Below are 398 nucleotides of genomic sequence, written 5' to 3'. Positions count from 1 at the left end.
CGCTGGCTGTTGTAGCCATACCGCACCGTCCTGCCGTCCGGCCCCGTCACCGCCGTCACCGCGCCCGACGCCATATGCAGGCTGTACTCCGTCCGCCGCCCCGCCGCATCCGTCTGCGCCTTCAGCCTCCCCGCCGCATCATACTCGCTGCGGGTGATGCTCCCGTCCGCATGCTCCTTCTTCACCACCCGCTTCAGGCCACCCTCGCCTTCCGTGTACAGCACCTCCCGCCTGTTCAGGCTGTCCGTGATGGTCACACGGTCCTGCCCGTACTCAAAGCGGTAGGCCAGCCCCTCCGGGTTGACCTGCTCCGTCACCCGACCGGTATCATCATACCGGTAGCGGCTCTCCGGCCTCCCCGCATAATGGTGCGCCACCATCCGCCCGGCGTGCTCCGC

Annotated in this window: 1 pseudogene; it reads right to left on the bottom strand. The window is 68.3% G+C overall.

The features are described from left to right. A pseudogene (locus BGE37_RS24825) lies at positions 1 to 398 on the bottom strand (RHS repeat protein); the annotation flags it as partial.

This window comes from Escherichia sp. MOD1-EC6300, from assembly GCF_002965045.1.
In the GTDB taxonomy this organism is placed as follows: domain Bacteria; phylum Pseudomonadota; class Gammaproteobacteria; order Enterobacterales; family Enterobacteriaceae; genus Escherichia; species Escherichia coli_F.
Note: the sequence above shows the minus strand (reverse complement) of the source record. Positions and strands in the feature narration are given on the sequence as shown.